Origin of the sequence: Ochrobactrum sp. A-1, from assembly GCF_022488005.1 — a bacterium.
Lineage (GTDB): Bacteria > Pseudomonadota > Alphaproteobacteria > Rhizobiales > Rhizobiaceae > Brucella.
The window spans coordinates 560,835-586,322 of record NZ_JAKVQC010000007.1 but is presented as its reverse complement, the minus strand read 5'-3'; the positions used below and the strand labels follow the sequence as shown (position 1 = coordinate 586,322).

Here is a 25,488-nt window from a genome sequence, read left to right as displayed (position 1 = left end):
AACTGCCCGAACGAACGGTTCATCTGAATCGAAAGAATGATACTTGAAGGGGAACAATATGAGAAAATTTGCATTGCTGGCGGCGTTTTCTGCAGTTCTATTGGCCGGAACGGCAGCTTATGCTGCGGACGAGCCGCGTTCGGGAGGAGTCATCAATTTTGTCGCACCTTACGGCGACAGCTTCTCGACGCTCGACATTCAGGCTTCGCCTGCCACGCAGGACGAGTTCTACGCCAAGGCTATTCACCGCACGCTCTATGATTGGGATGCCGATCTCAACAAGCCGGTGCTCGGTCTTGCAACTGATGTGACGGTGTCCGACGACAGGCTCGTCTATACCTACAAGCTTCGTCAGGATGCATTTTTCCACAACGGCAAGCCTTTGACAGCCGATGACATCATCTGGAGTTACACCCGGATAATGGACCCGAAAAAGGCGTTCCCACCGGCACGTTACATTGCTGAGATCAAAGGGGCTGAAGAATATACGCAGGGCAAGGCCAAGGAAATTTCCGGTCTGAAGAAGATTGATGACCATACGCTCGAAATTACGCTGAAGCAGCCAATCGATCCGGGCTTCCAGTTCATGCGCAACAACACCGCCATTTACCCGGCGGGTGAGGGCGATAGCGAGGAGTTCCAGCGTCATCCAATCGGTCTCGGGCCATATAAGTTTGCGGAATATGTTCCCGGCTCCCGCCTGACAGTCGAGAAGTGGGATAAGTACTACGAAAAGGGCAAGCCCTACGCCGACAAGATCAACATCATGATCATGGGTGACGCGGCCGCGCGCGACGTTGCGTTCCGCAACAAGGAAATCGACGTAGCAGTGCTCGGGCCCGCACAATATACGGCCTATCTTGCCGATCCCGAACTGGCGAAGAATATGGTCGAGGTGGCTGAGGTATATACGCGTGCTGTCGGCTTTAATCCAGATTTCAAGCCGTTCCAGGACAAGCGTGTTCGTCAGGCAATCAACTACGCCATCGATAGCGATCTCATCATCAAGCGCCTTGTCAAAGATAAGGCTTATCGTGCTGTTGGTTGGCTTCCGAACTCATCGCCAGCCTTCGACAAGGATGCGAAGCCTTATCCGTATGATCCTGAAAAGGCAAAAGCTTTGCTTGCTGAGGCTGGGTATCCTGACGGCTTCGAGTTTGAGCTGACGGCAACGCAGAACGAGAGCTGGGGCCTGACGATCGTTCAGGCGATCATTCCAATGCTCGCCAAAGTCGGTATCAAGGTGAAGGCAAAGCCAGTCGAAGCGTCGGTACTTGCGGATGTGGTTCCGGCTGGTAATTTCCAGGCCTATATGTGGTCGCTCGAAAGCGGACCGGATGCGCTAACTGCCATGCAGTGCTTCTATTCCACGACCCCACAATCTGCGTGTAACTACCAGAAATTCTCCAACCCGGAATTCGACAAGATTGTCGATGAGGCAAAGGTGGCGAAAACCGAAGAAGAGAAGAACGAACTTCTGAAGAAGGCCAACAATCTGTTGCAGGAAGAAGCGCCGGTGTGGTTCTTCAACTACAACAAGGCGGTCATGGCACATCAGCCATGGTTGCATGGTCTGCAGCCGAACTCGGCAGAGCTCGCAGTTCAGTCCTATGAAAAGCTATGGGTTGATGACACGGTTCCGTCCGGTCGCTAGTTCCGGCTGATCTGGATCGGCCCGCTCGTCATCGGGCGGGCCATTGATCCCCTTTGCTCCAGCGTCTTTTGCGCTGATCCGAAAGGAGGACCATGTGCTCTACTTTATTCTTCGGCGCGTCCTGCAGATGATACCGACGGTTGTCGCTGTGTCATTGTTGATCTTCGTCATTTTCAGTGTTGTTCCGGGCAGCATCGCTTCTGGCCTAATTGCCAATGGCAAGGGCATGAACGACCCCAAAATGGTTGAAAAGATCACCCAGGAATTCGGCCTCGACAAGCCAGTCCATGTGCGTTTTGGCAATTATCTGGTTCAACTGGCGCAGTTTGATCTCGGTACGTCCTATCGATCAAGGCAGCCGGTGGTCTCGCTTATTCAGGAGCGCATGTGGCCCACGCTGAAGCTTGCTTTTGCGGCCATGGGGTTTGCAATCCTGATAGGCGTACCGCTCGGATTTCTCGCCGCACTGAAACCTGGAAGCATTCTCGATAGCGTGACCATGATTGGAGCGGTCTCGGGCCTTTCGCTGCCGCAATTTTGGCTGGGACTGCTGGCCATGTATCTATTTGCACTGACACTTGGATGGTTGCCGAGCTTTGGCTATGGTGATGGTGGTATCCGAAACATTATCCTCCCAGCGCTGACCTTGGGTGTTGCGCCTCTGGCATTACTTGCAAGGACAACGCGCGCAGCCGTGCTGGAAGTGATGGGCGCTGACTTCATCCGTACTGCCCGCTCGAAAGGTATGAGCAGCTTTCGATTGGTGAAATGGCACGTCATGCGCAATGCGCTGGTGCTGATTATCACGACCATCGGCCTACAGTTCGGATCGATGATGGGTCAGGCCGTGGTGGTGGAGAAGCTATTCTCGTGGCCGGGTCTTGGCTCCTTGCTGATCGATAGCGTTTCTTTGCGCGACATTCCCGTCGTGCAGGGGGCAATTCTCGTAATCGTATTGTGGTTTTTGGTCATTAATACGATTGTTGACATTCTCTACGCGGTTATCGACCCGCGCATAAGCCACGAGTAAGCCCATGAAGCTGCGTTTCAATCTCGCATTCGGCGGGTTCGTGTGTATTGTCATTGTGGCAGCGGCTGTCTTTGCGCCATTGCTGGCACACTATAATCCGGTTCTTGATGCCGACCTGATGAATGCCGAACTTCCGCCTGATGCACAGTTCTGGTTCGGCACGGATGCACAAGGCCGCGATGTTTATTCGCGCATCCTCTATGGTGCGCAAGTATCTTTGACTGTTGGTGTCGTCTCGCAATGCATCAACACTGTTATCGGTCTGTGTTTTGGTATTTCGGCCGGTTATTTCGGCGGATGGTGGGACGATTTCGTCAATGGCCTCACCAATCTGATGCTGGCAATTCCGTCGCTGATCTTTGCGCTGGCAATCATGGCTGTACTCGGCCCCGGCTTGCCGAGCCTGCTGCTCGCACTTGGTCTGACGAACTGGTCCTGGACTTGCCGCATTGCGCGGAGTTCTACACTGTCGCTCAAAAAGCAGGGCTATATTCAGGCGGCCAAGATGCTCGGTTATAGCGATGTCCGCATCATGATCACGCAGATCGTGCCAAACATGATCGGACCTATTCTTGTGATCGGCACGCTCGGAATGGGCGATGCAATTCTTGCGGAGGCAGCACTTTCCTATCTCGGGCTCGGGATCAGTCCACCTGATCCAAGCTGGGGCAATATGCTCACTGATGCGCGCGAGTTGATCGTAAATGCGCCTTGGGCTGCAGTGTTTCCCGGTCTGGCCATCTTCTTCACTGTACTTGGGCTCAACCTGTTCGGCGACGGTCTTCGCGACTGGCTCGACCCGCATATGAGGACCCGCAAGGTATGAGCGAACAAGCACTTCTTGAGGTAGAAAACCTTCGGATCGATATCGTCTCCGGTTCGAGCAAACATAATGTGGTCGAGGATGTATCGTTCACTATTGGAGCTGGCGAGACATTCGGTCTGGTCGGAGAGTCCGGTTGTGGAAAAAGCATCACCGCGCTGTCGATGATCGGGCTTTTGCGCAAGCCGCTGTCGATAACCGGAGGAACGATCCGCTTTAAAGGGCAAGACCTGCGATCCATTTCGTCGCGCGAAATGCGCAAGCTGCGTGGCAATCGTATAGCGATGATCTTTCAGGAGCCGATGACTGCTCTCAATCCGTTGTCGCCAGTAGGTCGACAGATTGCGGAAATGTTCGTGCTGCATCAAGGTGCCACTTGGCACGAGGCTGAGCGCAAGGCGGTCGAAGCGCTTGCGAGTGTTCAAGTTCCTGCGCCAGAGCAACGTGTGAAGAACTATCCGCATCAGATGTCGGGTGGTATGCGTCAGCGCGTGATGATTGCTATTGCACTTGCATGCAACCCTGATCTGCTGATCGCTGATGAACCCACGACCGCACTCGATGTGACGGTTCAGGCGGAAATTTTGCGTCTGATGCAAGAACTTTGCACAGCGCGAGGGACGTCCGTTCTGATGATCAGTCACGATCTGGGAGTCATTGCGAAAATGTGCCGTCGCGTGGGTGTCATGTACGCAGGACATCTGGTCGAAGAACGCATAACAGCAGGTCTGTTCCACCATCCGGCGCACCCTTATGCGCATGGTCTTCTGGCTTCTCTCCCGCAGCTCGGCTCGCGTCAGAAGGAGGGGCAGTTGCGGCTACAGGAAATCGAAGGTGTTGTGCCGTCGATTTCCGCTTTTCCAAAAGGCTGCAGATTCGAGCCGCGTTGCACGCGCGCGACCGATGTTTGTCGTGCGCAAAAGCCGGGCTGGACGCCACTTGAGGATGCCGGTGTGGTGAGGTGTTTCCATCATGAATGATATGCATTCAACCAAACTAGTAGAACCATTGGTCCGTATTGACGATGTCTGCGTTTACTTCCCTGTGAGCGGCGGCATTTTCAGTCCTTCCAAGCAATTGTTGCGTGCCGTTAACAATCTCAGCCTGACTCTTAACAAGGGTGAGTGCCTTTCGATTGTGGGAGAATCTGGTTGCGGTAAGTCTACACTTGCACTGTCCATCGTCGGCTTGCAGAAGCCGACCAGTGGGCAGATCTATTTCGAAGGACGTCCGATCACCGGAAAGAACGAACCATCCCGGTTGGAACGGGCCAAGATGGCACAAATGGTCTTTCAGGACCCATTCGCTTCACTGAACCCGCGGCAGACAGTCTACACGTCGCTGGCCGCGCCTTTGCGACTTCACGGCGTGACATCGCGCAGCGAGGTTGATGGACGTATTGAAGAAATTTTGTGTCTCGTCGGTTTGAAGCCCGAGCAGGCAAAGCGTTTTCCGCACGAGTTTTCCGGCGGCCAACGTCAGCGTATCGGGATTGCGAGAGCACTGTTACTTAATCCGAAAGTTATCGTTCTTGATGAACCGGTCTCGGCGCTTGATGTTTCAATCCGAGCACAAATCATCAATCTGCTGCTGGAGTTGAAAGAGCGACTTGGCCTTTCCTACATCATGATCAGCCATGATTTGAGCGTCGTTGAGCACATGAGTGATCGTGTAGCCGTGATGTATTTTGGCCAGATTGTCGAAAGCGGTCCGTGGGACCGGATTTTCTCAAATCCGACGCATCCTTATACACGGCGACTGATTTCAGCCATCCCCGATCCGATGACGGAATTGGCGGGCGGTCGTTTGATCGATGATCAAAACCCGCCGCAAGCACCTCAAGGGTATGAATTCTATCCTGAGAGCTTCGGCTCACATGATGTTCACGAAGTGCCGCCACTAACACAATTCATCGATATTGGTGGGGATCAGCGTATCCGTGTTATCGAGAAAGCTTGAACTTCAAGTAGCAAACTAAAAAGCGCCGCTAAGTGGCGCTTTTTAGTTTGTGATCGTGAAAGGATCATCCGCTGATCAGCTTTACTTCCATGAAGTCTTCCAAACCCCACTTGCCGCCTTCGCGACCATTGCCCGATTGCTTGTAGCCGCCGAACGGACTACCAGGTGCGCGCGATGTGCCGTTGATCTGCACCATGCCAGCGCGCAATTTGCGGGCCACGCGTTTTGCGCGTTCTGGACTACCAGTCTGAATATAGGCTGCAAGTCCATATGGCGTGTCGTTGGCAATGGCAATGGCTTCTTCTTCCGTATCGAAAGGGATCATTGCAAGCACCGGCCCGAAGATTTCTTCGCGAGCAATCGTCATGTCATTGTTCACATCGGCAAAGACGGTTGGTTTGACGAAGTCACCTTCGGTGAACCCGTCTGGGCGCCCTGTACCACCTGCCACAAGCCGTGCACCTTCATCAATGCCCTTCTGGATCAGCTGTTGAACTTTCTCGAACTGGATCGAGGAAGAAAGCGGGCCAATGTGATCGCCTTCCGTGGCTGGGTCGCCGACCTTGGTGTCTGCGGTCACCTTCTTGGCGATTTCCACGGCCTTGTCGTAAACGGAGCGCTCCACCAGCATGCGCGTTGGCGCATTACAGGACTGTCCGGTATTCTCAAAGCAATGCGCAAGGCTACGTGCCATGGTCTTTTCCAGATCGGTATCCGCAAAAACGATGTTCGGTGACTTGCCGCCAAGTTCCAGCGAAACGCGCTTTACCGTTGCTGCTGCGGCCCGCGAAACTGCCGTCCCCGCGCGGGTCGAGCCGGTGAAGGACATCATGTCGACGTCTGGGTGTTGCGACAACGCTTCTCCAACAACGGTGCCTTCCCCATTGACGAGATTGAAAACACCTTTCGGGAAGCCCGCCTGATCCACAAATTCAGCAAACAGCATAGCCGACATCGGCGCGATTTCGGACGGCTTCAGGATGACAGTGCAGCCAACAGCAAGCGCAGGAATAACTTTCAGCGCGATCTGGTTCATTGGCCAATTCCATGGCGTAATAAGGCCACAAACACCGATCGGTTCGCGTACGACCATCTGGTTGGGGTGTTTCGGAGAAAGGATCTCTTCGAACTCGAAGTTTTCGAAGGCCGCGATGAAAGCCTTGGTATGAGAGAGGCCTGCAGCAGCCTGCGATTCACGTGCAAGTGTGATTGGTGCACCCATTTCGAGTGAAATTGCCTTGGCCATTTCCTCCAGGCGGGTTTCGTAAATTTCCACTAACCGCCGGATATAGCCGATGCGTTTTTCTGATGGCGTTTCGCTCCAGGACGGAAAAGCCTTGCGTGCGGCTGCGACCGCGAGATCAATGTCCTTTGAAGAACCCGCAGAAATGACGGCATAAGGCTTTTCGTTGGCGGGATTGATGACCTCAATGGTCCTGGCGTCTATTGGAGCGCGCCACGCTCCATCAATATAGAAGTCAGTTTTCTGGTCGAGGTTTTTCTGAAGCATCGTGCTGTCCTCCGTCGCACTTAATGTTCAGGGTCAGTATATGCCAACCCGATTTGAATTCGACACTAATGCGCGGATATGGCGGCGTCAAAACAGAAGGGTGCATGGAAACATCAATTTTTCTTATTCATTATCGTAGGCTTCGACATCGAAGCCCAGCGCGACCAATCCTTCCTCCAGATAATCTCCCAGAAGTGGTGTGCCGATGAGATACTTGGCTTCGCGGCCATTGTCGCGATCGGCGGCGGTTGAGAGGGCTTCGTCCCATTCATCGGCGCTGAAGTCGCCGCGACCTACCCACATAAGCGCAAGCAATTCCTGCCGCTCATCGATATTCAGGGAGCGGATAGCCGCAAAAAGTTCTTTGCGAGTTGGGTTTGCTAGAGAGGCATCGAGAATATCAACTTCATTGTCGTCGCTGGCGTTAGAACCGGATTCTTCATCGGTTGCGGGAACCTGAACATCATATTCTCGAGCTTTCGCAATGATAAATTCCAGATTCTCGATATTGTTAACCAGCTCGACCACGCTTGCCTCCTTCACCTTGGTTATTTGGCAAACAACGCTTTCGCAAAGGCTTGGTTCCGGCTTTCTCAGGGAGCTGGATCAGCTTCGCGCAGCCTGTAGCCGACGCCTGTTTCGGTTAGAATATAATGCGGCTGATCCGGGGATTTTTCAATCTTCTGTCGTAGCTGGCGGACATAGATGCGAAGATATTGAACGTCAGCTGCGGGTCCCCAAACCTGATTTAGAATATGATGATGTGTCAGCACTTTTCCAGAATGCTGTACGAGAAGGCGCAGAATGTCATATTCCTTCGGTGACAATTTAACTTCGTCGCCGTTGAGTTTCACAATGCGGCGAACAAGATCGACCGTAAGGCCGCCGCTCTGGAAAAGCGGCTTTTCTCCCTGCTGTTGCAGTCTGTGGCGTAATGCGACCCGTAAACGCGCGGCAAGTTCTTTCATACCGAAGGGTTTCGGGACGTAATCATCAGCCCCTTCTTCAAGTGCACGGACGATCCCCGCTTCGTCGGTGCGGCTTGAGAGGATGAGAATGGGCAAGGTCACGCCGTTCTCTCTCCAGCGTTGCAGCAAAGCGTGCCCGTCAGTATCGGGAAGCCCCAGATCGAGTAGCACGATATCGGGCTTTTCCGTTGCAATGTGCGCGTCAGCTTCGCCGCCGTTCACCGCCTCGACAACGGTATAGCCTTCGGTCGTCAGTCCAACCCGCAGTAACTTCCGGATGGCCGGTTCATCGTCGACAACAAGAATTTTCAATTTCGGATCGTTCATGAGCTTCTGTCAATTTCATCAGCCGGGACGGGCAATGTGATTGTAAAAATGGCACCAGCGCCTTCATGCCGATTGCTTGCCCGAATAGAACCTCCCATTGCTTCGATGAAACCACGAGCGATGGAAAGCCCCAGTCCGGTTCCGGCCTGCACATGGTCACCTTTACGAACACGATAGAATGTATCGAACACACGTTCCAGATCATTCGGGGGAATACCAGGCCCCCAATCGCTGATTTCGAGTGTCATACGAGACGGTCCAGCATGGGCCTTAATCGTAACCGGTGTGTTTTCAGGGGCGTATTTCGCTGCATTGTCGAACAAATTGAACAGGACCTGCTCGAACAGAACGGCATCAAGCTGAACCATGGGCAAATCAGCTGGGACAGAAATATTGACCTGATGATGGGCCAATATTTTGGCCGCACGATTAAGTGCGGCTCCGATAAGGTCGCCAATGTAGTGAAATGATAGATTAGGCTTCATTGCCCCGGCTTCGATCCGCGTCATATCGAGGAGGTTTGCGATGAAACGGTTTAAGCGCTCCGATTGGTCCACCACGGTTGCGATCAGATCGGACCGATCGGCATCTGGCAATGAGCTGGAATAATCACGCAAGGTTGTAGCGGCACCAAGAATTGCGGCAAGCGGGGTCTTCAGATCGTGGGAGATTGAAGTAAGGAGAGCTGAACGCAGCTTGTCGGCTTCCGCTGCCAGCTTGGCTCGCTCCACATCACCAACAAGCTGAACGCGTTCGATAGCAATTGCGGCCTGATCGGCCAAGGCTTCTAAGAGGCGTTGTTGTTCTGGCGTGAGGATGGGCCCCATGCGGTCATTGTCGAGGCCGATCACGCCCACGGATGTTCGTGCTGTTTTGAGAGGCAGATAGAGCCGCTTGGCACCCGGCAGCGTATTAGCACCACGTCCGGCCGGGAGATCGTGTTCCCATGTCCAGTGTGCGGCAGCGATATCCGCATCATCAAGCGTGTCATCCGGAGGATAACCGCCCCTGACTGCAATTGTGTTTCCTTCAGGAAGAAGGATCACGACGCGGACCCTGAGCATCGACGCGATCTGGAATGCGGTTGCCCAAAGCACGTCATCAAGTGAGCCTGTCCCGGCCAGCTTTTTGCTGAAAAGATACAGGTCTTCCGTCATGCGTGCACGCTGGCGCGCGGCTGCCGCTTGGCGCTGCACTCGGCTTGCCAGATTGCTGGCAATGAAACTCACAAACAGAAAGAAAATTAATGCTACGACGCTTTCGGGATCGGCGACAGACAATGTGTAGAGTGGTGAAAGAAAGAAGAAATTATAGGCAAATGCGCTAAGCACCGATGAAAAAAGTGCTGGCCAGAGGCCGAGGGTAACTGCAACACCAAGGACGCCGACAACAAATACAAGAGCTATGCTGCGCACGTCCAAAAACTGGTCGAGCAGCAACCCAGCGATAAGTGCTACGCCCGTCATGGCAATACCGATCAGATACGGTCGGATATCGAGCGTTGCCTTCTGTCTGGCGGTGCCGACCTTGCGGCTGGTTCCTCCGTATTCGTGCTCGACACCTGCCGTAATATGAATATCGATGGCACCGGAAAGCCGGACGAGCTCGCGCGCAATGGAGCCGTCGATCATCTCACGCCAGCGCGACTTTATGGATTTTCCGGCGACGATCTGAGTGAAGTTGTGGGCTGAAGCGTAGCGAACAATATCTTCAGCGACGGACTGGCCCGGAATGATGATTGTTTCCCCGCCAAGCTGTTCGGCGAGCCTTAGTGCTGTCGCGAGCCTGTCCTTAGCTTCTTCAGTAAGCCCAGCGGAACGTGCGGTTTCGATATGAATGGCCGCCCAAGGTGCGCGAAGACGATCTGCAAGCCGACGCGCGTAACGAACCAGCGATACACTACGGGGACGCTCGTCGATGGCAACCAATATGCGGTCGCCAGCGGCCCACGGCCCTTCGATAGCATGGGCTCGCATATGGCTGACAAGTTGCTCGTCCACACGCTGGGCGGTACGACGGAGCGCCAGTTCTCGTAGTGCTGTCAGATTTCCCGGAGAAAAATAATTGCGGATTGCCCGTTTTGCAGTTTTCGGGAGATAAATCTTGCCTTCATTGAGGCGCTTGATGAGATCATTCGGCGTGAGATCGATCAATTCGATGTCGTCGGCACGGTCGATGATACTGTCGGGCACAGTTTCGCGTACCCGGATGCGGGTGATTTGTGCCACGACGTCGTTAAGGCTTTCGACGTGCTGGATATTGAGCGTCGTATAAACATCAATTCCATGGGCCAGAATTTCCTCGACATCCTGATAACGCTTAGGATGCCTGCTGCCCGATGCGTTTGTGTGCGCCAGTTCGTCCACAAGAACCAGTTGTGGTCTGCGGGCCAACACCGCATCGATATCCATTTCATCAAGTTGATGACCACGGTAGGAGACTTGCGCACGAGGCACGATTTCGAGCCCCTCAGTCAGGGCTTGGGTTTCCGCTCGCCCATGTGTTTCCACAACGCCGATGACGACATCTATTTCGTCGGCTTTGCGCGCGCGGCCCGACATCAGCATTTCATAGGTCTTGCCGACGCCCGGCGCAGCACCGAGAAATATCTTCAGGCGGCCGCGCGTCTCGCGTTCCGCTTGTTCGAGTAGAGCATCGGGTGAGGGTCTGTTCTCGCCGAAGCGAAGCGGATCCGATGTCAAATAAAGCTCCTGGAGGAAAGGGGCGACAAATCATGCCGCCGCCAGTTATTCTACTTGGTGCTGGTCCTGTCCAGAACAAGGTTCAGCTTTAAAACATTGACCACCGGTTCACCGAGGAAACCGAGTTCACGGGCTTCAACCTGTTTCTCGACGATTCCACGCAGTGCGGCTTCATCAATCCCGCGCGCTTTCGCAACACGAGGCACCTGATAAAAAGCTGCTTGCGGTGAAATATGCGGATCGAGACCGCTTGCGGATGTTGTCACCAGGTCAATCGGCAGTGGCGCAGCGCCTTCGCCTTCTGCCAGAGGAGCGGCGTCGGCTTTAACCCGCTCAATCAGTTTTGGATTAGTTGGGCCGAGATTGGAACCGCCGGAACTCGCGGCATCATAACCGTTTTGTCCTGCGGCAGATGGTCGACCGTGAAAGTAGCGATCGCCGGTAAAACCTTGTCCGATCAATTCGGAGCCAATGATCGTACCGTCCTTTTGGATCAGGCTGCCATTGGCATTGGCAGGAAAGATCGCCTGTGCGATACCCGTCATACCAAGCGGATAGAGCAAACCGGTTATGACGGTAAGGGAAACGATCATGACGAGCGCTGGACGAAGTTGTTTCAGCATTTTCGCTAATCCTTATGCGAGGCCAAGGGCAGTAATGGCCATATCGATGGCCTTTATGCCGATGAACGGAACGATGACGCCGCCGAGGCCGTAGATCAGGAGATTGCGCGAGAGGAGCGCACCTGCGCCGACCGGCTTGTAGGTTACGCCTTTCAACGAAAGTGGGATCAGAGCCACAATGATCAAAGCGTTGAAGATTATGGCTGACAGAATGGCGCTCTGTGGCGTAGCCAGACCCATGATATTGAGCGCCCCAAGCTGGGGATAGAAGGCCAGAAACATCGCAGGAATAATTGCAAAATACTTTGCGATATCGTTGGCGATGGAGAAGGTTGTCAACGCTCCGCGCGTCATCAGCAATTGCTTGCCGATTTCAACGATTTCGATGAGCTTGGTGGGATCGCTGTCGAGATCGACCATATTTCCGGCTTCGCGTGCGGCAACCGTACCGGTATTCATGGCCACGCCGACATCGGCCTGCGCAAGAGCGGGGGCGTCGTTGGTGCCGTCGCCGCACATTGCAACAAGTTTGCCCTTGGCCTGTTCCTCGCGGATCAGCGACAATTTGTTTTCTGGTGTTGCCTGCGCAAGAAAGTCGTCCACGCCGGCTTCAGCAGCTATGGCTGCCGCAGTCATTGGGTTATCACCGGTGATCATGACCGTGCGGATTCCCATGCGACGTAACTCTGCAAAACGTTCGCGGATACCGCCTTTGACGATGTCCTTCAGATGCACAACGCCGAGAAGATGGCCGTCTTTAGCGACAGCAAGCGGTGTGCCGCCAGCCTTGGCGATTGTGTCAACGATGGATTGCAGTTCCGAGAGTGTTCTTTCATCCGCGAGGCTGCTCTGTCCTACATAGGCGAGCACAGCATCCACAGCGCCCTTGCGAATGACGGACCCTTCAATGTCGACCCCGCTCATGCGGCTCTGTGCTGTGAATGGTACGAAATGCGCGTGAAGCCCCTGCATGTCGCGCCCGCGCAACCCGTATTTTTCCTTGGCGAGAACGACGATGGAACGACCTTCCGGTGTTTCATCGGCAAGAGAGGCCAGTTGCGCTGCATCGGCAAGTTCTTGCTCGGTTACGCCATTGACCGGCACAAAAGCAGTTGCCTGACGATTGCCAAGAGTGATCGTTCCGGTCTTGTCGAGGAGAAGGGTGTCGACGTCACCTGCTGCTTCCACTGCACGCCCGGACATGGCAAGCACATTGAAGCGTACGAGGCGGTCCATGCCTGCAATGCCAATAGCAGAAAGCAAGGCGCCGATTGTGGTCGGGATCAGGGTGACGAAAAGTGCGACCAGTACCGTGACAGAGATATAGCCGCCTGCATAAGTCGCAAAGCTCGGGATCGTAACAACGGCGAGAACGAAGATCAGCGTCATGCCTGCAAGCAGAATATTGAGCGCGATCTCATTTGGCGTTTTCTGGCGTTCGGCGCCTTCCACGAGACTGATCATCTTGTCGATGAAGGTCGAACCTTGCGCGGCTGTGATACGAACCTTGATCCAATCGGACAGGACCTGCGTTCCGCCTGTAACGGCAGAGCGGTCGCCACCGGATTCTCGGATGACCGGCGCGGATTCGCCAGTGATGGCAGCTTCGTTGACGGACGCCACACCTTCGATGACTTCTCCATCTGAGGGAATAATGTCATTCGCTTCTACTAGAACGATATCGCCAACTTTCAAGCTCGTTCCCGGCACGCTTTTCCAGCTTGGGCCTTCGGGATTGTCCATAAGTTTGGCTTGCGTTTCCGTTCGCGTCCGGCGCAACGAATCCGCCTGTGCTTTGCCGCGGCCTTCTGCGACGGCCTCGGCAAAATTGGCAAACAGGACTGTGAACCACAGCCACAATACGATTTGGAATGAGAAGCCGACATTTGGATTGGCGGTGGCCACGTCTTTCAGAAGCAGCAATGTCGTGAGTAGCGAAACGACAGCAACCACAAACATTACCGGGTTGCGTGCAAGGCTTCTTGGGTTGAGCTTGCGAAAGGCATCGCCGATGGCGGGTAAAAGGATGCGGGCATCGAGAATGCTCGCGGATTTGGACTGGCTCATAACAGAGGCTCCAGTAAAATTACGTTTCCGTTCGGAAAGCTCAGATCAATCCGGCAAGCTGAACCGCGAGAAGAAGGACGGTCGTTGCCAGAAGGATCGAGAGAATGCAGCTTGAGGGTTTCAGCATCAAAACATCTGCCCCTTCACCATAGAGAGGTGTTCGGCAATGGGACCGAGTGCCAGCGCTGGGAAGAAGATCAAACCTCCAACCACAAGGATGACGCCGATCAGCAAGCCTACGAAAAGCGGGCCGGTTGTAGGGAAGGTGCCTGCAGATTGGGGAGCTGCTTTCTTGGCGACAAGTGAACCGGCTATTGCCATTGCAGGAACGATCACCAGAAATCGGCCCATCAGCATGGCGAGACCTATGGTGATATTGTACCAGGGCGTGTTGCCGGAGAGGCCGCCAAAGGCCGAACCGTTGTTCGCTGTGCCTGAAGTATAGGCGTAGAGGATTTCCGAGAAACCATGCGGTCCGGGATTGGCGATGGAGGCCAGACCTGTCGGAAGAACCGAAGCGATGGCCGTAAAACCCAGGATTGACAGTGGAAGGCAGAGCACGGCGAGCATCGCCATTTTTACTTCCTTCGCCTCGATCTTCTTGCCGAGATATTCCGGAGTACGTCCAACCATCAGCCCGGCCACGAAAATGGCAACGACGACGAACAGGACGATACCGTAGAAGCCTGCGCCTACACCGCCGATGATAATCTCTCCCAGCATCATATTGATCATGGGGATCATTCCGCCCAGTGCTGTCATGCTGTCATGCATGGCGATCACCGCACCGCATGATGCGGCGGTTGTGACGACGGCGAAAAGTGCGGACATCGCAATGCCGAAGCGTGTTTCCTTGCCTTCCATATTACCGCCATCAATGCCGAGAGCATGGATGAGGGGATTGCCTGCCGTTTCCGCCCAGTAGCAGATAGCAACGCCTGCGACGAACAATATGCCCATGGCAGCAAAAATCGCCCAACCTTGGCGTTCGTTGCCGACCATTCGCCCGAAGACGTTGGTAAGCGAAGCGCCGATTGCGAAAATCGCAACCATCTGGATCATGTTGGAGATGGCATCCGGGTTTTCAAAAGGATGCGCGGAGTTGGCATTGAAGAAGCCGCCGCCATTGGTGCCGAGCATCTTGATGGCAAGCTGCGAGGCAACCGGGCCAAGTGCGATCACCTGTCTTGCGCCTTCCAGCGTCGTTGCTTCAGCATAAGCCCCAATCGTTTGCGGTACGCCGAGGCTGACGAAAGCTAGTGTGAGAACGATGCACAAGGGCAAAAGGACGTAGAGCGTGCAGCGCGTAAGATCGACCCAGAAACTTCCGAGTGTTTTCATGGATTTGCGCGAGAACGCGCGAATGAGCGCTATGGCGATGGCAACGCCAGTAGCGGCTGAAACGAAGTTCTGCACCGTCAGCCCTGCCATTTGTGTTAGGTAGGACATCGTGCTTTCGCCGCCGTAGTTCTGCCAGTTGGTGTTAGTCACAAAACTGGCAGTGGTGTTGAAGGCGAGATCTGCCGGAACGTTGCTCATACCCATCGGATTGAAGGGCAGGGAGCCCTGAAACCGTTGCAGTATATAAAGCAGCAGAAAGCCGGCCAAATTGAATAGCAAGAGGGAGACGGTGTAGGTTATCCAATGCTGTTCTTCTCGTTCGCTTGTGCCGGCGAGGCGATAAAGCCCTCGCTCGACTGGAACGAGGACAGGTGAAAGGAAAGTCCGTTCACCGCTGAAAACACGCGTCATGTAACCGCCGAGCGGTTTGACGAGCAAAATGATGATCCCGCAAAAAACGAGGATCTGAATCCATCCATTGAGTGTCATGGTCTTTTCCGAGGCCTGAAAGGCTGCCGGGTACGCGGGCTTGGCCGCAGATTGGCCTAGAACCGCTCCGGTCGTATGAGCGCGTAAAGGAGATAAGCGGCTATGAAGGCTGCAACCAGAGCGCCAGCGATGTATTCAATCATCATGGCGATGCCTCAAAGCCGTTCGCAGATGCGCAAATAGCCGAATATCAGTGCGAAAAAGCCAATCCCAATTGCAAGGACGGCGAAATCCATTGTCATGCCTGAACTGCCCCTTAGGGACTCCCTGTTTCTTACAGGGGCATTATGTTGCCGCACCGCATAGGGTTTCGAGAGTAGGCGCAACACCAAAAAATAAAAAAATCATATATGGAATGAGGCCGCTGAAGGCCGATGTTGCGTCTCATATTTTTCAGGAATGGGAGTCATATTGTGGCTGCTGCTGCACGTCCGGCTGTCCGCCCGGAAAAGATGGAGCCACCGAGAAATGTTCCTTCAAGCGCGTTGTAACCATGATAACCGCCGCCGCCAAATCCCGCAGCCTCGCCTGCTGCATATAATCCAGGCACTTTTTCGCCAGCCGCATTAAGTACCTGGGCATCCATATCGGTATGCAAGCCACCAAGCGTCTTGCGCGTCAAAATATGAAGTTTGACAGCAATAAGCGGACCATTGGTTGGGTCGAGCAGAGAATGCAGTGGCACCGCGCGCGTGAGACGGTCTCCGATATAGGCGCGGGCATTGTGAATTGCTATCACCTGCGCATCCTTGGAGTAGCGGTTCGTTATTTCGCGATCCCGCGCTTCGATTTGATCGCGGATATGATCAGGTCTAAGAAGCTTTTCTCCCGTCAAACCATTCATTTTTGCAACGAGTTCGTTCAGATTCCCCGCTGTAATGAAATCTACCCCATTATCCAGAAATGCCTTGACCGGCGGTGGCGGTGCTTTGCCGAGACGGCTTTTGAGCAATAGCTTCCAGTCCTTGCTGGTGAGGTCGGGGTTTTGCTCCGATCCTGACAGAGAGAATTCCTTGTGGATGATCTTCTCGGTCAAAATAAACCAGGAATAGTCGTGGCCGGTCGAAAGAATGTGCTTGAGCGTGCCAAGCGTATCGAACCCTGGAAGATATGGGGCAGGAAGACGATTACCCTTGGCATCGAACCACATGGATGACGGTCCGGGCAGAATGCGAATGCCATGGTTCGGCCAGATCGGGTTCCAGTTTCGCACGCCTTCCGTATAGTGCCACATGCGATCGGCATTGATGACATGCCCGCCCGCAGCAACGGCAATATCGATCCCGCGCCCGTCGACATGAGCCGGAACGCCCAATACCATTTCTTTCGGAGGAATACCGAGTCTGTCGCGTGGCCACGCCCTTCGAACCTTGTCCGGGTCACCGCCTATGCCGCCGGACGTGACGATTACGCAGTCAGCAAAATAGGCAAATTCGCCAATGGTATCGCGTGACGAAGATTGCCCACGCTCGACAGTCGATGGTGCCAGCACCTCTCCATAGACACCACTGACGCGCCCGCCGGTAGTAGCGATGCTGTTGACTCTATGACGGCATTTTAGGGTTATGAGTCCTTTGCTGATTGCTCCGCGGAGCGACCGTTCGAACGGTGCTACGACAGCAGGTCCTGTTCCCCAGGTCACATGAAAGCGCGGCACTGAGTTACCATGTCCATCTGCTTTTGCTCCACCACGCTCTGCCCATCCGACAACAGGAAACCAACGCATGCCGAGACCATGAAGCCAGGGCCGCATTTCTCCGGAGGCAAACTCCAGATAGGATTCAGCCCAGCGTTTTGGCCAATGATCTTCGGGACGGTCAAACTGTGCCGATCCGAACCAGTCCTGTCGCGCGAGATCGATATTGTCTTTGATGCCAAGGCGACGCTGTTCGGGACTGTCGACCATGAAGAGCCCACCGAGAGACCAGAAAGCTTGTCCACCGATGGAATTTTCACCTTCCTGTTCGAAGAGAATGACTTTGCGTCCGGCTGCAGCCAGTTCGTGAGCGGCGACAAGTCCCGCCAGTCCTGCTCCAATGATTATCGCATCAGCATCGGCCATCCCCGCTTCCTCTCTCCCAAAAGGCGCTTGATGAAAGCATCGTGACCGAAGGGGTGAAGTGTTGCAAGCGGTGACCGAATGTATTCAACCGAAGAAATAAGGCGTAATCCAGTCGGCAATCAGCTTGATGGAAAGTCCGAACAATGTCAGCTGCACCAGCAGGAAAAATGGACCGTCAGGCATGATCCGTGTCAGCTTTGCGCCAACAAAGGTTCCAATGACGGCAGCAGGAACAAGCCAAAGGCCGAGGGATGTATCGAGATTGGAAAACTGCTGCAATTGCCAGTAGGGCACAAGCTTTACGGCGTTGACTATGGCAAAGAGTATAGTCGATGTGCCAGCGAAAACCAGTTTTGGAAGGTGCTGCGGGAGCACATACATCTGAAACGGTGGTGCGCCGGAATGAGAGACGAAACTGGTAAGGCCTGTAAGCACACCCCAAAAGACACCGCCGGGGACGTCCGCCTTGCGCGCCTTCTTGCGATAGCGTGCTCCGAACCACGCGTTGAAACAGAAAAGGATGCCGACCAATCCGACAAGCATTCCGATGAATGTCGGAGACAGATGCGCGCTGAACATCCACCCAATGCCTACGCCGAGAATTGCCGCCGGGGTCAGTATCGCCAGATTACGTGCGGAAAAGTGGTGGCGATAAAGATACAAGCCGAACATGTCGCTGATGACATAGATCGGAAGCAAAAGCGCAGCAGCAGTAACTGGTGATATGACCAATGCCATCAACGGAACGGCAAGTGTACCGACCGACGGCAAGCCACCTTTCGAAAGCCCGACAACAAATGCCGCAATAACTGCGATTGCGAGAAAAAGGGGCGGATGTTCGATCATGTGATGATGGGGTCAGCTATTGTGGGAGAAGGAACAAACCTCTTCGGTCCAACGACCGGAGATGTTGTGTTTGGATATCAGGCGTGAGCCCACTCCCAATAAAGAGCACGAGCGCGTTTGGTCAGCGGCCCATATTCCAGTTTGCGATCATCGAAACCGATAATCGGCACGACTTTGCTCATATTGCCGGAGGAGAAGATTTCGTCTGCCTGGCGGAAGTCTTCGATCTTCAGTGTCGTTTCGTGAACGGTGACGCCCGCTGCGCGCAGCAAATTGATGACACGCTGGCGCGTGATGCCGTTAAGGAATGTGCCGTTGGGAACTGGCGTGAAAACTTCGTCGCCACGCACCATGAAAACGTTCGAGGTAGCTGTTTCGGCAACATTGCCAACAACGTCAGTCACCAATGCATTGTTAAAGCCCTTTGCCTTTGCTTCCCGCAGCATTCGCGCATTGTTTGGATAGAGGCAAGCCGCCTTGGCATTGACGGGCATGACTTCCAGATATGGCCGACGGAACGACGTCGTGGTGATGGTGAAACCCTTCGGCTCAACCATAGGGATCGCTTCAAGGCAGAGTGCGAAATCCGTGGATGATGCAAGTGGAGCGACTGTGCTGGCGTCACCTTCTTCTGCCCAGTACATGGGACGGATATAAACATCTGTTCCGGGCGTGAATTTTTTCAGACCCTCGCGCGCAAGAGCTTCGATATCGTTGGCGGAGAGTGTTGGTTCCAGTCCCAGAGCACAGGCTGAGTCGTTTGCACGTGCTGAGTGACGGTCAAGATCCGGTGTAACACCTTCAAACAAGCGCGCGCCGTCAAATACTAGCGAACCAAGCCAAGTCGCTTGTGATGCTGCACCAAGAATGCGAACATCTCCTTCACGCCATTCGCCCTTGTAATAGGTCCACATCGCCCGTTTATCGGTCATTTCCCTAGTCCTTTGACAGTATATTTCGCGTGCTTCTGCCCGCGTCAGAGCACATCCAAACACAGATCGCTATCGGAAAAATGCTTGGTGCGTCTCGATATGATTGAATCAGGTCAATGTCCTAAGCACTTCTGTTTTAAGTGTTATTCCGTCGATCATGGACAGCTGCCACATCGTAGAAGCAGGCAACGTCGGAGACAAGCGCGAACTTGTCGCTGTTGACCTTCAAGATTGTTCTACTTTGTCTTCCAAAAGCGCCGGAGTTGGTTCCGATGTGACAACAGCCGGAGGCCCCTCAACGCCACGTTGTCTCTCGCGGATGAAGGTGAAGAGGCCGGAAATGGTAATGAGAGCAATGCCGATCAGCATTGGCGTGTCTATATGATCGTGGAAAACAAAATATCCGAAAAGGATCGCCCAGATCATCTGGCTATACTGTGGAGAGGCAATAGCGCTCGCTGGAGCGCGTTGGGCCGCAAGCATCAAGAGGATATTGGCGAGGGCTGCAAGCAGGCCGTAGCCCGCGAGATAAACCCATTGCTCGGTATTTGGCGCTTCATAGGACGGGGTCATCAAGGCCCCGCAGATGACAATAGGGCCGATTAGCCCGCTTGTATAAAGCGATATGCGCTTTTCGTGCTTGCCCATAACCCGGAAGATGATGATGCTCATCGCACCACCCATGCCAGCGGCAAGCGCGCCGAGATGACCGATTGAGAGCTCCCTGAATCCGGGGCGAAGCACAATCAGAACGCCGACAAAACCGATGAGAACTGCAGACCATCGCCGCCAGCCAACCTGCTCCTTCAAGAACACCACTGAAAGTATTGTTACATAGGCCGGGAGCAGGAAAATGAGCGCGAAGGCTTCTGCCATGGAGAGATGCGTGAATGCCGTAACGCTCCCTATCGTGCCTATGGCAGCGGTTACGGTCCGCAACAGCCACATCTTGACGTTGGTGGTGCGAAACATATCGATCCATGCATCGTCAGCTTTCTTTGTAAAAGGAATAGCCAGTAGACCCAGCACTGCACCGAAGAATGCGATTTCGTATGGCGAGAGCGTGCCATCAAGAAATTTGACGCAGGCGTCGCTGACAGCGAATGCCGCATAGGATGCAAACGCGAGAAAAATACCATAAAGCATGACGATGTCCGAAAGAAACGGGGGAGGAGTTCGTTCCTTTCGCTCCTTTAATCGATTAGGAGCCTATTGGCAAAAGACATTTCTGAAATTCTGCATTTAAGTCTATAAGCAAGCCATTGCTTGGGAGAGAAGTAAACTCGGCCTTTTCAAGGTGTTGAGCTCAAGCAAAAACGCATGCCTCATTTGCAATCATATCCGTGGTCGAAATTTGGGCAAACGCCTATTTAGCAATCATCCAAACGAGGAGAAAGCAAATGAACATTCGTCAGAAAGTACAGCAGTTCGTATCTCGCCGCCGCGCTATCCGTGAACTCGGTGCGATGGACGACCATCTTCTTGCCGATATCGGTGTTTCGCGTTCGCAGATCCAGAGCGCCGTTTTCGGTAAGTAATAACTTATGGCGTGTCTCATGAAAGATCGCCCCGTAAGTAAAAATCGAATAAAGTGACAAAGCGTCGGTCTCCAGTCCCGGCGCTTTTGTTTTGTGTATAGCTAATACAATCATTTTTTTATCTTGGATTTCAGTTCCCGCCTGCGAAATTTTGCTTAACATGCGAACAGCAGCGTGAAACCTAGCTTACACTGAAAATGAGACGTAAACCGTACCATTTTGGGACAGATCACGATTGTCGTCCCTTTGATTTTCCGCCAGTCTATTTTTGCGGGGGCAGGCGATGAAGATACGGCCTTTCCGTTGTAGCTGCGGATGGTTTGCCTATCTTCATCGCCCTTATTTCATAGCAGAGTCTATTGCCGATACATGTTGTTTATCGTGCGAAGTTCATTGCCAGTAAGTATTACGTGGAATGCAGGAGTGCACGCATATCTATCACTTGCATCATCGGGCGGTCTCAGGCTTATCTGACCGCCCGGTGATGCAGAGGAACAATCAACATGGACATTATTTGGCGTGGAATCCTGGTCGGGATCGGCGCAACGGTCGTAATGGACTTGTGGGCGCTTCTGCTAGCCACAATGCCAGGACAGACGCTTCCGAATTGGGGGCTGGTCGGCCGCTGGTTCTGGCATCTTCGCCATGGGCAAATTTTCCACGATGATATTTCCGATGCTGAACCCTATAAGCATGAAGTAGTGCTTGGCTGGATCGGGCATTATGCGGTTGGCATTCTTTACGGCATCATCTTTGCCATTTATGGTGGCGCCGAGTGGTTTTCCGATCCAATATTTCTGCCAGTTTGGATTTTTGGTGTACTCACTGTGGCGGCAGGGTGGTTCCTGTTGCAGCCCGGCTTGGGAATCGGCTGGGCGGCATCCAAATTGCCGAATGCACGTGACATACGTTTACTCAATTGGTCTGCCCCCTGAAAAGTGGTCCTCCCTGAAGTAGGCTATTGAGCCGTAGGAGGACGTTGGAATGCCCCAGAAGAAGCACAAACCCGAAGAGATCGTGGCGAAGCTGCGCCAAGTCGATGTTCTGTTGTCGCAAGGTCGTTCTGTCGGAGAAGCGGTCCGTTTGATCGGCGTGACGCAGTTTACGTATTACCGGTGGCGCAAGGAGTTCGGTGGCCTGAAGGGTGACCAGGTGAAGCGGCTGAAGGAGCTCGAGAAAGAGAATGACCGGCTGCGCAAGGCGGTCTCGGACCTGACACTCGAGAAGCTGATCCTGAAAGAGGCTGCCTCGGGAAACTTCTGAGCCCCGCTCGCCGTCGCCGTTGCGTCGATCGTGTCATGGCGAAGTTCTCCGTGTCGGAGCGGTTTGCCTGCAAGGTTCTCGGCCAGCATCGTTCGACCCAGCGCAAAAAGCCGCAAGGCCGGCCCGATGAAGAGGCGTTGACCTCCGACATCATCCGGCTCGCTTCCCGCTATGGCCGTTATGGCTATCGCAGGATCACGGCGATGCTGCGGTCTGAAGGCTGGACGGTGAACGCCAAGCGTGTCGAACGGATCTGGCGGCGGGAGGGGCTGAAGGTTCCCCAGAAGCAACCGAAGAAGGGGCGGCTCTGGTTGAATGACGGATCGTGCATCCGGCTTCGACCCGAGCATCCAAACCATGTCTGGTCCTATGACTTCGTCGAGGGTCGGACCCACGATGGCAGGAGATTCCGCATGCTCAACATCATCGACGAGTTCACCAGGGAATGCCTTGCAATCCGCATCGATCGCAAGCTCAACTCGACCGACGTCATCGACGCCCTGTCGGACCTGTTCATCCTGCGTGGTGTGCCCGGCCATGTCCGTTCCGACAACGGCCCGGAGTTCATCGCCAAGGCTGTACGGGAGTGGATCGTAGCCGTCGGCGCAAAGACAGCGTTCATCGAACCTGGAAGCCCTTGGGAGAACGGCTACTGCGAGAGCTTCAACTCGAAGCTCCGCGACGAACTGCTCGACGGTGAGATCTTCTACAGCCTCGCCGAGGCCAAGATCATCATCGAAGCCTGGCGGCGGTACTACAACACCGAGAGGCCACACTCGTCGCTTGGATACAAGCCACCGGCACCCGAGGCCATCATCTGGCCTGCGCCAGCAAGCGGAGCAGCACCGTCATCTGCCCAGGCAATAGCCCCAAGGCCGATCATGAACTAAGATTGAAACCGGACCACCCTATGGGGTCAGGCCACAATCTTGTCGCGCATACGGTTTTCGCTCTTGGCATGTATGGCACGGCTATATTGTTGCAAAGTTCATTGTAAACAATCAGTTAGAACTATCAAAACCGCTCCTGCGAGCTGTCTTTTTTAAATCTGTTTCAAATATTTCCCGACAAATGAGTGACTGGCGCGCGGCGAAATCTCAGTCCACACTAAATCATGTCAACAAACTGGCACTTACACGGCAGAACTGTGCTTTTGTCCGCGATGGGTGTATGGGGAACATGTCCGACTGCAAATCTGCAGCGGCAACTAACATTATGGCAATCGCATAGGTTGCCTCGGTTCGGCATATTACGAAGCGCAACATGTTGCGCGTCGCAATTTCATGCGAACTGAGGAACTGATTGACGGGCGCTTGCCTTGGAGGGACGATGCTCGAAAAGCTGTTCAAATTACAGGAACACGGCACTACGGCGAGAACGGAAATCATTGCCGGCGTGACGACCTTCCTGACGATGTCTTATATCATCTTCGTAAACCCGGACATTCTGTCCACCACGGGTATGGATAAAAACGCCGTTTTCGTTGCCACCTGCCTTGCGGCAGCCCTCGGCTCGATCATCATGGCGCTCGTCGCAAACTGGCCAATCGGTATGGCGCCCGGCATGGGCCTCAATGCTTTCTTCGCTTTCACCGTTGTCGGGGCGATGGGCTTTTCCTGGCAGCAGGCGCTCGGCGCCGTTTTCATTTCCGGCATTATCTTCCTGATTTTGACGGTGACAGGCATACGTCGCTGGTTGGTCGAAGGTATTCCGCATTCTCTGCGTAGCGCGATTGCCGCAGGTATCGGTATGTTTCTCGCGCTGATCGGTTTGAAAAGCGCTGGCGTGGTTGTTGGCAATCAAGCAACCCTGGTCGGTCTTGGGGATCTGACAAAATCAGGTCCGCTGCTGGCAATTGCCGGCTTCTTCATCATCGCTGTATTGGATGCCCTGAAAGTTCGCGGAGCGATCCTCATTGGTATTCTTGTCGTCACTGTGGCATCGATTGCTCTTGGCATCAGTCAATTCGGCGGCATTTTCTCGGCCCCTCCGAGCCTGGCTCCAACCTTCCTTCAGCTTGATGTGATGGGCGCTCTGCATACCGGCATTCTGCACGTGATTCTGGTTTTCGTGCTGGTCGAAGTTTTTGATGCTACCGGCACGCTGATTGGCGTGGCAAAGCGCGGCGGCCTGATCGAACCGGGGAAGCCAAACCGTCTTGGACGCGCCCTTTTTGCCGATAGCACGGCGATTCTTGGTGGTTCGCTTCTCGGTACGTCTTCCACGACGGCTTATGTCGAAAGCGCATCGGGTGTGCAGGCTGGCGGTCGCACAGGTCTGACCGCTCTGGTTGTGGCACTCCTGTTCCTTGCTGCCTTGTTTATTTCGCCGCTCGCTGGTTCGGTTCCAGCCTATGCGACAGCACCGGCCCTGATCTACGTTGCTTGCTTGATGATGCGTGAGCTGACCGAGATCGAGTGGCACGATGTAACGGAAGCGGCACCTGCAGCGCTGACGGCTTTGGCTATCCCGTTCACCTATTCCATCGCAAACGGTTTGGCCTTTGGCTTCATCAGCTACGTCGTGCTCAAAGCCTTCACCGGCAAGGCGCGTGACGTACATCTGGCTACCTGGCTGGTTGCAGCACTCTTCGTCATCCGCTTCGCATTCTTTGCGGAGTGACAATAGATGCGCCGGGCTAAGACAGCCCGGCGCTTTTCTGCAACATCGGGAGGAATAGAACTGTGCAGACAGATGAACTGAAACTGCTTGAAAAGCTGATCGACGTTATCGAGCAGAATGTTATTCCGCTGACCGAACGAGGCGTGGCAGAGGGCAACAAGGTTTTCGGTGCAGCTTTGTTGCGCAAATCGGATCTATCCCTTGTTCTTGCGGAAACTAACAATGAAACTGAAAACCCACTCTGGCACGGTGAAGTGCACACCTTGAAGCGTTTCTACGAAATGCCGGAGAACGGACGTCCGGACACGAAAGACATGGTCTTTCTTTCCACTCATGAGCCTTGTTCCATGTGCCTTTCGGCAATTACATGGAGTGGCTTTGACAATTTCTACTACCTGTTCAGTCACGAGGATTCACGAGATGCTTTCTCGATCCCCCACGATTTGAAGATCCTCAAGGAAGTCTTCACGCTGGAGCCGGGTGGATATAACCGCGATAATGCCTTCTGGCATAGTCACTCGATCCCGAAGATGGTTGCCTCCCTGCCTGATGCCGACCGCCAGCGTCTTGGCAAACGACTTGATGCTATTTTCGCCAAATATGACGAATTGTCCGACACATATCAGGCAAGCAAAGATGGAAACGCTATCCCCCTCAATTGAGGAGAAATCGTTTTTCATAGTCATACGCCTGAAATAGGCGCGTGCCAGAGGGGATGCGCGATGTCGGATA

22 protein-coding genes are annotated in these 25,488 nt (G+C 54.0%); 10 read left to right on the top strand and 12 right to left on the bottom strand.

The genetic code is table 11. The annotated features are described in order from the left end of the window. Positions 1 to 58 precede the first annotated feature (58 nt). From MKS82_RS20700 to MKS82_RS20680, 5 genes are all read left to right on the top strand, one after another. The gene (locus MKS82_RS20700; protein WP_109986483.1) at positions 59 to 1,654 is read left to right on the top strand and encodes an ABC transporter substrate-binding protein; all 1,596 of its coding nucleotides are present in this window, start codon (positions 59 to 61) and stop codon (positions 1,652 to 1,654) included. Between the two features lie 94 nt (positions 1,655 to 1,748). Next, entirely contained in the window at positions 1,749 to 2,684 is a 936-nt protein-coding gene (locus tag MKS82_RS20695; RefSeq protein ID WP_061347076.1) for an ABC transporter permease, read from the top strand. A gap of 4 nt (positions 2,685 to 2,688) precedes the next feature. After that, a complete protein-coding gene (locus MKS82_RS20690; protein ID WP_109986484.1) occupies positions 2,689 to 3,510 on the top strand; it encodes an ABC transporter permease in 822 nt (273 codons plus the stop codon). After that, complete coding sequence (locus MKS82_RS20685) at positions 3,507 to 4,487, top strand: ABC transporter ATP-binding protein (protein WP_109986485.1); 981 nt, start codon at positions 3,507 to 3,509, stop codon at positions 4,485 to 4,487. The genes MKS82_RS20690 and MKS82_RS20685 overlap by 4 nt, the downstream gene beginning before the upstream one ends. Continuing rightward, positions 4,480 to 5,466: an ABC transporter ATP-binding protein gene (locus MKS82_RS20680; protein WP_109986486.1), complete on the top strand. Its 987-nt coding sequence runs from the start codon at positions 4,480 to 4,482 to the stop codon at positions 5,464 to 5,466. Before MKS82_RS20685 ends, MKS82_RS20680 begins: the two co-directional genes overlap by 8 nt. Before the next feature lie 64 nt (positions 5,467 to 5,530). Here MKS82_RS20680 and MKS82_RS20675 read toward each other — a convergent pair whose 3' ends face one another. From MKS82_RS20675 to MKS82_RS20620, 12 genes are all read right to left on the bottom strand, one after another. After that, the gene (locus MKS82_RS20675) at positions 5,531 to 6,976 is read right to left on the bottom strand and encodes an aldehyde dehydrogenase family protein (protein ID WP_109986487.1); all 1,446 of its coding nucleotides are present in this window, start codon (positions 6,974 to 6,976) and stop codon (positions 5,531 to 5,533) included. 123 nt (positions 6,977 to 7,099) lie between these two features. After that, complete coding sequence (locus MKS82_RS20670) at positions 7,100 to 7,504, bottom strand: DUF3775 domain-containing protein (RefSeq protein ID WP_109986488.1); 405 nt, start codon at positions 7,502 to 7,504, stop codon at positions 7,100 to 7,102. Positions 7,505 to 7,569: 65 nt separating this feature from the next. Then, on the bottom strand, positions 7,570 to 8,271 hold the full coding sequence (locus tag MKS82_RS20665) for a response regulator transcription factor (RefSeq protein ID WP_109986489.1): 702 nt from the start codon (positions 8,269 to 8,271) through the stop codon (positions 7,570 to 7,572). After that, a complete protein-coding gene (locus MKS82_RS20660) occupies positions 8,268 to 10,973 on the bottom strand; it encodes a sensor histidine kinase (RefSeq protein WP_109986490.1) in 2,706 nt (901 codons plus the stop codon). Before MKS82_RS20660 ends, MKS82_RS20665 begins: the two co-directional genes overlap by 4 nt. Positions 10,974 to 11,023: 50 nt before the next feature. Next, positions 11,024 to 11,596: a potassium-transporting ATPase subunit KdpC gene (kdpC, locus tag MKS82_RS20655; protein ID WP_109986491.1), complete on the bottom strand. Its 573-nt coding sequence runs from the start codon at positions 11,594 to 11,596 to the stop codon at positions 11,024 to 11,026. Between the two features lie 12 nt (positions 11,597 to 11,608). After that, positions 11,609 to 13,663, bottom strand: coding sequence for a potassium-transporting ATPase subunit KdpB (gene kdpB, locus MKS82_RS20650; protein WP_109986492.1), 2,055 nt, complete (start codon positions 13,661 to 13,663; stop codon positions 11,609 to 11,611). Positions 13,664 to 13,789: 126 nt separating this feature from the next. Continuing rightward, a complete protein-coding gene (gene kdpA, locus MKS82_RS20645; RefSeq protein WP_109986493.1) occupies positions 13,790 to 15,493 on the bottom strand; it encodes a potassium-transporting ATPase subunit KdpA in 1,704 nt (567 codons plus the stop codon). A gap of 56 nt (positions 15,494 to 15,549) precedes the next feature. Then, positions 15,550 to 15,639 (bottom strand): K(+)-transporting ATPase subunit F, encoded by a 90-nt coding sequence (gene kdpF, locus MKS82_RS20640; RefSeq protein WP_081104515.1) that lies wholly within the window; start codon positions 15,637 to 15,639, stop codon positions 15,550 to 15,552. A gap of 260 nt (positions 15,640 to 15,899) precedes the next feature. Continuing rightward, positions 15,900 to 17,555, bottom strand: a complete 1,656-nt coding sequence (locus tag MKS82_RS20635; protein ID WP_109986494.1) for an FAD-binding dehydrogenase — start codon at positions 17,553 to 17,555, stop codon at positions 15,900 to 15,902. A gap of 84 nt (positions 17,556 to 17,639) precedes the next feature. Beyond that, a complete protein-coding gene (locus tag MKS82_RS20630) occupies positions 17,640 to 18,401 on the bottom strand; it encodes a sulfite exporter TauE/SafE family protein (RefSeq protein ID WP_109986495.1) in 762 nt (253 codons plus the stop codon). Between the two features lie 77 nt (positions 18,402 to 18,478). Further along, a complete protein-coding gene (locus tag MKS82_RS20625) occupies positions 18,479 to 19,333 on the bottom strand; it encodes a branched-chain amino acid aminotransferase (RefSeq protein ID WP_109986496.1) in 855 nt (284 codons plus the stop codon). Positions 19,334 to 19,558: 225 nt separating this feature from the next. Beyond that, positions 19,559 to 20,479: a DMT family transporter gene (locus MKS82_RS20620; RefSeq protein WP_109986497.1), complete on the bottom strand. Its 921-nt coding sequence runs from the start codon at positions 20,477 to 20,479 to the stop codon at positions 19,559 to 19,561. 254 nt (positions 20,480 to 20,733) lie between these two features. Here MKS82_RS20620 and MKS82_RS20615 point away from each other — a divergent pair, with 254 nt between their 5' ends. The 5 genes from MKS82_RS20615 (at position 20,734) to MKS82_RS20595 (ending at position 25,418) form a co-directional block, all read left to right on the top strand. Then, positions 20,734 to 20,871 carry a DUF1127 domain-containing protein gene (locus MKS82_RS20615; protein ID WP_006471330.1) on the top strand — a complete coding sequence of 46 codons (138 nt, stop codon included), beginning with the start codon at positions 20,734 to 20,736 and terminating at the stop codon, positions 20,869 to 20,871. 503 nt (positions 20,872 to 21,374) lie between these two features. Beyond that, on the top strand, positions 21,375 to 21,806 hold the full coding sequence (locus MKS82_RS20610) for a DUF2938 domain-containing protein (RefSeq protein ID WP_240579205.1): 432 nt from the start codon (positions 21,375 to 21,377) through the stop codon (positions 21,804 to 21,806). Positions 21,807 to 21,855: 49 nt separating this feature from the next. Next, positions 21,856 to 23,024 (top strand): IS3 family transposase gene (locus MKS82_RS20605; protein ID WP_102770881.1). Its coding sequence is split into 2 segments (ribosomal slippage): positions 21,856 to 22,120 and positions 22,120 to 23,024, totalling 1,170 coding nucleotides; the frame shifts between segments, so codons are not numbered across the junction. 439 nt (positions 23,025 to 23,463) lie between these two features. After that, a complete protein-coding gene (locus MKS82_RS20600) occupies positions 23,464 to 24,756 on the top strand; it encodes an NCS2 family permease (RefSeq protein WP_109986499.1) in 1,293 nt (430 codons plus the stop codon). A 62-nt stretch (positions 24,757 to 24,818) separates the two neighbouring features. Beyond that, the gene (locus MKS82_RS20595; protein ID WP_109986500.1) at positions 24,819 to 25,418 is read left to right on the top strand and encodes a nucleoside deaminase; all 600 of its coding nucleotides are present in this window, start codon (positions 24,819 to 24,821) and stop codon (positions 25,416 to 25,418) included. The last annotated feature ends 70 nt before the right edge of the window (positions 25,419 to 25,488 follow it).

Bases quoted from the DNA above. Each gene is read 5' to 3' on its own strand.
- MKS82_RS20700 (WP_109986483.1), top strand. From the start codon at position 59: ATGAGAAAATTTGCATTGCTGGCGGCGTTTTCTGCAGTTCTATTGGCC.
- MKS82_RS20690 (WP_109986484.1), top strand. From the start codon at position 2,689: ATGAAGCTGCGTTTCAATCTCGCATTCGGCGGGTTCGTGTGTATTGTC.
- MKS82_RS20685 (WP_109986485.1), top strand. From the start codon at position 3,507: ATGAGCGAACAAGCACTTCTTGAGGTAGAAAACCTTCGGATCGATATC.
- MKS82_RS20680 (WP_109986486.1), top strand. From the start codon at position 4,480: ATGAATGATATGCATTCAACCAAACTAGTAGAACCATTGGTCCGTATT.
- MKS82_RS20675 (WP_109986487.1), bottom strand. From the start codon at position 6,976: ATGCTTCAGAAAAACCTCGACCAGAAAACTGACTTCTATATTGATGGA.
- MKS82_RS20665 (WP_109986489.1), bottom strand. From the start codon at position 8,271: ATGAACGATCCGAAATTGAAAATTCTTGTTGTCGACGATGAACCGGCC.
- kdpC (WP_109986491.1), bottom strand. From the start codon at position 11,596: ATGCTGAAACAACTTCGTCCAGCGCTCGTCATGATCGTTTCCCTTACC.
- kdpB (WP_109986492.1), bottom strand. From the start codon at position 13,663: ATGAGCCAGTCCAAATCCGCGAGCATTCTCGATGCCCGCATCCTTTTA.
- kdpA (WP_109986493.1), bottom strand. From the start codon at position 15,493: ATGACACTCAATGGATGGATTCAGATCCTCGTTTTTTGCGGGATCATC.
- kdpF (WP_081104515.1), bottom strand. From the start codon at position 15,639: ATGATGATTGAATACATCGCTGGCGCTCTGGTTGCAGCCTTCATAGCC.
- MKS82_RS20635 (WP_109986494.1), bottom strand. From the start codon at position 17,555: ATGGCCGATGCTGATGCGATAATCATTGGAGCAGGACTGGCGGGACTT.
- MKS82_RS20630 (WP_109986495.1), bottom strand. From the start codon at position 18,401: ATGATCGAACATCCGCCCCTTTTTCTCGCAATCGCAGTTATTGCGGCA.
- MKS82_RS20625 (WP_109986496.1), bottom strand. From the start codon at position 19,333: ATGACCGATAAACGGGCGATGTGGACCTATTACAAGGGCGAATGGCGT.
- MKS82_RS20620 (WP_109986497.1), bottom strand. From the start codon at position 20,479: ATGCTTTATGGTATTTTTCTCGCGTTTGCATCCTATGCGGCATTCGCT.
- MKS82_RS20615 (WP_006471330.1), top strand. From the start codon at position 20,734: ATGAACATTCGTCAGAAAGTACAGCAGTTCGTATCTCGCCGCCGCGCT.
- MKS82_RS20610 (WP_240579205.1), top strand. From the start codon at position 21,375: ATGGACATTATTTGGCGTGGAATCCTGGTCGGGATCGGCGCAACGGTC.
- MKS82_RS20600 (WP_109986499.1), top strand. From the start codon at position 23,464: ATGCTCGAAAAGCTGTTCAAATTACAGGAACACGGCACTACGGCGAGA.